Consider the following 6,000-nt stretch of genomic DNA (forward strand, 5'->3'; position numbering starts at 1 on the left):
AGGTGTGGCCGGCGCATCGAGGGTCGCAACGGGCGACGGGTCCTGACCAGGCCGCGGGCTATCGTCCGGACGGATCCGTACAGGGTCTTGTATCGGACGTACTCGGCCGTACGGCGCCGGACGCCGCTAGAAATAGGCCATGACCGATGGACGCCCGGGGCCGATCACGTCGCGCGCGGACTTCGCCCGGGAGCTGTCGTCGTTGCGCGACGCTGCTGGGCTGACGGTGCGGAAGCTGGCCGCCAGGGTGGCGGTGGTCGGCGGGCATAGCACAATTGGCGATTGGTTCGCCGGGCGGGCCATGCCGTCGACATCCTCCCGACCGATGTTCGTCGACGTCCTGCGGGCGTGCGGGGTTACCGACGACGAGGAGATCGAACGCTGGCTGACCGCGTGGCGGTCCGTGCGGCGGCCCTCCGGTCGCCGGGCCGCCGGCCCCGAGCCCTACCGCGGCCTGTCGTCGTTCCAGCCCAGCGATGCCGAGTGGTTCTTCGGACGCGACGAGCAGGTCGCCGCCCTCGTCGAAAGGATGGCGGCACTCGACCAGGCCGGCGGCGGCCTGCAGCTGGTCGTGGGAGCATCCGGCTCCGGCAAGTCGTCGTTGCTGCGAGCCGGCCTGATCCCGGCCCTGGCCGACCGGCCGGTAGCGCTGATCGTCCCGGGCGAGGCGCCGGTGGCCAGCCTGCGCAGCCAGGTCGGCCCGGACGCCAAGGTCATCATCGTTGACCAGCTGGAGCAGGTCTTCGCCGCCGCGCCGGACGAGCAGCGCACCTTCGTCAACGAGCTCTGCGCCCGGGCAGCCAGCGGCGCCCTGGTCGTGCTCGGGGTTCGGGCAGATTTCTACCCGCAGCTCTTGGCCCACCCCCAGCTGCTCGCGGCGACGGGCGACCGTCAGCTGACCGTCGGCCCGATGACCGAGGCGCAGCTGCGCGAGGTCATCACCGCCCCCGCTCGCCGGGCCGGCGTCGAGCTCGATGACGGGCTGGTGGAGCTGCTGATGCGCGACATCGTCCCGGGCCAGGCCGAGGCGGCTGGGCCTTCCGGCGGCAACGTGCTGCCGCTGCTGGCGCATGCCCTGTACCAGACATGGGCGAACTCGCCGAACGGCCGGATGACGATCGAGGCATATCAGGCCTCGGGCGGTGTCGTCGGCGGCGTCGCGGCGAGCGCCGACCAGGCGTACGGTGGCCTGACCGAACACCGGCGCGAGCTCGCGCGCCGCCTGTTCCTACGGCTGGTGCACGTTGGTACAGATGCCGCAGACACGCGCCGCCGCATCGCCGGCGATGAACTGCTCGCATCGTTTCCGGCCAGGGACCGCGCCGATCTGCAGCAGGTGCTGGACGCCTTTGTCGACCAGCGGCTGATCACCGTCGACCTCGTGGCCGTCGAGATCACCCACGACGCGCTCCTGCACGCATGGCCGACGCTGCGGTCCTGGATCGACGAAGACCGCGCCGGCCTGGTCGTCGGCCAGCAACTGGCCGTGGCCGCCGGCCAATGGCGCGACGACGACCGGGACCGGGCCGCCCTCTACCAGGGCGGGCGGCTCGCCGCGGCCCAGGAGTGGCATCGAGCGCACGCCGTCGAGGCGTCACCGCTGGTCACCGAGTTCCTGGCGGCCAGCACCGGCCACGCGCACCGGCGCACCCGCCGCCTCTACAGCGTCGTCGCCGCGCTCGTGGCCCTGCTGGTCACGGCCGTCACGGCCGCCGGATACGGGTTCAGCCAGCGGCAGTCGGCCGTCGCCGAACGCGACCGGGCGATCTCCCGGCTTGTCGCCGGGCAGGCTCAGCGGCTGCGCGACTCCGACCCCGCGCTGGCCAAGCAGCTCAGTCTCGCCGCATACCGGATCTCGCCGACGACCGAGGCCCGCTCCAGCCTGCTCGACGCGCCCGTCGAACCCACGGTAACCAGGCTGCTGAGCTCCCCCCGCGCCCTGCAGGCGGCCCAGTACAGCCCAGGAGGCAGGCTGCTGGCCGCTACCGGGCTGGACGGCGTGATCCGGCTCTGGGACGCCGCCGACCCGAGCCGTGCGCCCGTCGCCCGGGCGGCGGTGACCGCGTCCACACGGCCGCTGTTCGCGCTGGCGTTCAGCCCCGACGGCCGCATCCTGGCAGCGGCCGGCGCCGACGCCACGATCACACTGTGGGACCTGCTCGACCCGGGCCGGCCGATCCGGATCGGCGACCCGCTGACCGGGCCGGCATCGACGGTGTACGCCCTCGCCTTCGACCCGGCGGGTGAACATCTCGTCGCGGGTAGCCACGACGGCCACATCTGGCGCTGGGCAATCAAGGACCCGCACCGCCCGCGATCACTGCCGCCGCTGACGACCGGCGTCGGTGAGGTGCACGCGCTGGCATATGCCCCTGGCGGCAGCGTGCTCGCCGGCGGCGGCAGCACCGGCCGCGTCGAGCTGTACCGCACCGACGCGCAATCGCCGACCGGCCCGGCCGCCGGCGCCGCCGCCGCCGCCGACGGAACGGTATTCGCTCTGGCGTTCGCCGCCGACGGGGCCACCCTGGCCAGCGGCGGCAAAGACGCCCGCGTCCGGCTATGGGACGTGCGCGATCCCGGCCGGCCCAGCCCGCGGGGCAATCCGCTGACGGGCCCGAACACGTGGATCAACAGCGTCGCCTTCAGCCCGGACGGCACCAGCGTCGCCGCCGGCAGCTCCGACAAGACCGTGACGATCTGGGACACCGCCACCTCCGCAACCACCCTGACCCTGCCCCACCCGACCCCGGTCACCGCGGTCAGCTACCGCGACCAGGACACGCTGCTCACCGCCGGCACCGACGGCATCCTGCGGCTGTGGACGGTGCCCGGCCCCGTCGCCAGCGGCACCGACGCGATCTTCAACACCGGGTTCAGCGACGACGGCCGCACCCTCGTCACGGCCAGCCACGACGGCACCCTGCAACTGTGGGACGTCACAGCGCCGCGAGGACCCCGCCGCGCAGGCCCCCCGATCCGCACCCCGGCGGGCGCACCTGCCTACTCGGCCGCCGCAGCGATCGACCCCAGGGGCGTCACCCTCGCCGCCGGCACCCACACCGGCGCGGTACAGCTGTGGGATGTCACCGACCCGGCCCGCCCGGGAGCCGGTCGGCTCCTGCACGGACCGACGGATCTCGTCGAGTCCGTCGTCTTCAGCCCGGACGGGCAACTGCTCGCCGCAGGGGGCGACGACGGCCGCGTGTACCTATGGGACCGCGAGGCCGCGACTGACGCCCCGGCCGCTGTTTTGAACGCCGCGGGCCAGGTCATGGCGATCGCCTTCAGCCGCGCCGGCCATCTTCTGGCCTCCGCCGACACCGACGGCCACGCTCGCGTGTGGAACCTCACCGACACCCGCCACCCGGTCGAATTCGGCCCCGCCCTCGGCGGATTCGACGGCTACGCCTACAGCGTCGCCTTCACCCCGGACGGGCGGACCCTCGCGGTCGGCAGCGCCGACACGACGATCCGTTTCTGGGACCTGTCCGTCGACGGCCACCCTCGGCCGGTGGGAGAAGTCCTCCGCGGCCCGACCAGCTACGTGTACTGGCTGACCTACAGCCCGGACGGCCGGCATCTCGCCGCCGCAGTGGGCGACGGCACGCTGTGGCTGTGGCAGACCGGACCGCGCGGCGACCCAACGCCCTACGCCGCACTCACCCGCCCACGGACGGCGCTGTACACCACCGCCTACGCTCCCGACGGCCGCGTGCTGGCGGCAGCGGGCGCAGACGGCTCCGTCCGCCTGTGGAACCCAGATCCGGACCGAGTGGCCTCCTGGATCTGCGCCACGGCGGGCACCCCGATCACCGCGGTGGAGTGGGGCCGCTACATCCCTGGCGCCGCGTACCGATCCCTGTGCCCATGAGACCAACCTGTCAGGCGGAGGTTGCTCGGGCCGGCTCCGCCGCAGACCAGGTTCTTGCGGGTGGTCAGGTGGAGGTCGGTCCTTTCACCTCTTGTCGCCGCTGGGCAATGCGCGGGAGCTTGCCGAACCTTACGGAAGGTTCGCCACCTCCTCAGGCCACGTCGGAAATGCCTGCAGTCACTCTACGAGGAGACCATTGCGATCGCGAGCAGCACGAGGTTGAGGCCGTACCGCGTGAGCCGCTCACCGGCAGACCACGGCGCCGACGCGTAGGCGTCGACCGGCACGTCGAGGCGGGCCGGCGCGGGCCGGAACGTGCGCGCGAACCAGCCACTCGTGCGCGACGGAGTAGGTGTACCGGTGAGTTGGGCGTGGCGGGCGGCGTAGACGGGGTGGTGCTGCAGGGCGCACCGGACGGCGGTGCCGAGGAACATACGCTGGCCACGGGATCGCCGCGACCCGACAGCGCCGACACATCCGAGATCGAACGGCCCATCCCGCGAATCAACAGCTCGTGGCCGGCTGGGCGTCGGAAACCCGTCACCCAAACAGTGTCGAGTTGCCGCTTTGAGTAATGGGCGAACCGTACAGTGGCGGCGGCGCGGACGCGGTACGGCGGCGGATGCCGCAGTACCATCGCCTACGTTTCCCTCGCTTGCTCTGGCCGAGCAGTTGCGCGCCGAGGAGTCGGCCGGTCGTGCGGCCGCCGGTGAGGCGGATGCGGATCGGGGTAGCGCCCGGGTAGTACGCCTTGTGGTTGTCGGCGATGACCTCGACGGTGAGCGGGTCGTACTCGGCGGCGGGGGCGGTGGTGTCGCGCAGGCCGGTGCCAGCCACGACTCGGTCGAAGACCTTGACCGCCTGCGTGCCGAGGGACCCGGCGACGGCGATGCCGCCGAGGGCGTTGGTGCCGGCGACGCGGCCCTGTTTGTCGGCGGTGCTACCGAGGGGCAGGTAGACGTGCTGGTCGAGGAGCCGGTGGTAGGTGTGGACGCAGTCGCCGGCGGCGTAGCGCCACGTCCAGCGTCGGAAACCGCCGCCACGGCGGCCGGCCGTCGGCGCCGCCGAGCTGCAGCTCCAGTTCGAAGGTCTCGCCATCGGTGCGGATGAACACGTCACGACGGTTGAGCCGTCCCCAGGCGTTGTTCCACCAGTGCCGCACCACTCGGTCACGCATCCATCGGCCGGTCGGCCCTGCGGGCGCGTCCACGGTAACGGCGATACCCGGCAGATGAGTGGCGGCGGCGCGATCCCGGTCGACAGCTATCTGACGTCGGCGGGTCGCTGGATTGTTCCCACCGGCCGGTTGGCCGGATGGGGTGCGGTTGGGTGACCTCGTACGGTCGCGACGTGTACGGAGGGGTCGCCACGGTCGAGCGACTCCCATCGACCCATCGGCTACTGGCTCGCCGAGGCGACTGGGCCCAGATCGCCCGCTGAGCGGTGACATGTAGCCGATCGGAAGATTGCTCACGGTCACCACAATGGTGAAGGGTTATGCGAGCAACGCCGTTCATTGAGGAAGGACTCGTGCTGGGACATGGCCCGTACCGGAATGGCGCGTGGTCAGGACGCCGATCCGACCAGCGAAGTGCAGGTGCGCATCACCGACGCTCTGGCAGGGCTGCTGAGCAATCGGTCAGGTGCGAGCGGCGCCACGCCGGCTGCCTATGTCCGGCGGCACCTGGTGGAACACGCCGCAGCGGGCGGCGTCCTCGACGAACGCATCCTGACACCGCGTTTCCTGCCCTACGTAGACGCCCCACGGCTCCGTGGTCTTACCCCCACATGGCACACATCGGCCGGGGTGGCGCTGTGGCGGGCGTGGCGGCATATCGCCCACGCCTGGCGCTGGGACTGCCCGGCCGCCAACCTCGATGCGCTGGCATTCACCTTGGCGGCGTGGGACCAGACCGGATCGGCGCCACCGGACCTCATGACCGCAGTGTCGTCGGACCGGGTGTGGTTGACGCGCTGGGCTCGCCAGCCTCGCCAGGTCAGCGAGATCCTTGCTCGAGGCACCGGCGGCGTGTTCGCGGTCGCGGCGGTGACCCTGCCCGACGGGCGCCCGGTCGCGGTGATCGCCGGCGGCTTCGATGGGACGGTGCGGGTGTGGGACCTGACCGCCG

4 protein-coding genes are annotated in these 6,000 nt (G+C 72.1%); 2 read left to right on the forward strand and 2 right to left on the reverse strand.

From position 1 onward, the window contains the following. Positions 1-139: 139 nt before the first annotated feature. Positions 140-3,871 carry a helix-turn-helix domain-containing protein gene (locus ACGFI8_RS29260; protein WP_392809755.1) on the forward strand — a complete coding sequence of 1,244 codons (3,732 nt, stop codon included), beginning with the start codon at positions 140-142 and terminating at the stop codon, positions 3,869-3,871. Positions 3,872-4,053: 182 nt separating this feature from the next. Here the strand turns inward: ACGFI8_RS29260 and ACGFI8_RS29265 are convergent, their stop codons facing one another. Continuing rightward, positions 4,054-4,305 (reverse strand): hypothetical protein, encoded by a 252-nt coding sequence (locus ACGFI8_RS29265; RefSeq protein WP_392809758.1) that lies wholly within the window; start codon positions 4,303-4,305, stop codon positions 4,054-4,056. A 106-nt stretch (positions 4,306-4,411) separates the two neighbouring features. Continuing rightward, positions 4,412-4,969 carry a hypothetical protein gene (locus ACGFI8_RS29270; RefSeq protein WP_392809761.1) on the reverse strand — a complete coding sequence of 186 codons (558 nt, stop codon included), beginning with the start codon at positions 4,967-4,969 and terminating at the stop codon, positions 4,412-4,414. A 442-nt stretch (positions 4,970-5,411) separates the two neighbouring features. Between ACGFI8_RS29270 and ACGFI8_RS29275 the strand changes: the two genes are divergently transcribed. Next, positions 5,412-6,000: hypothetical protein (locus tag ACGFI8_RS29275; protein ID WP_392809763.1), on the forward strand; the 589-nt coding region annotated here is incomplete at its 3' end.

Source organism: Dactylosporangium sp. NPDC048998, assembly GCF_043197855.1.
Classification (GTDB): domain Bacteria; phylum Actinomycetota; class Actinomycetes; order Mycobacteriales; family Micromonosporaceae; genus Dactylosporangium.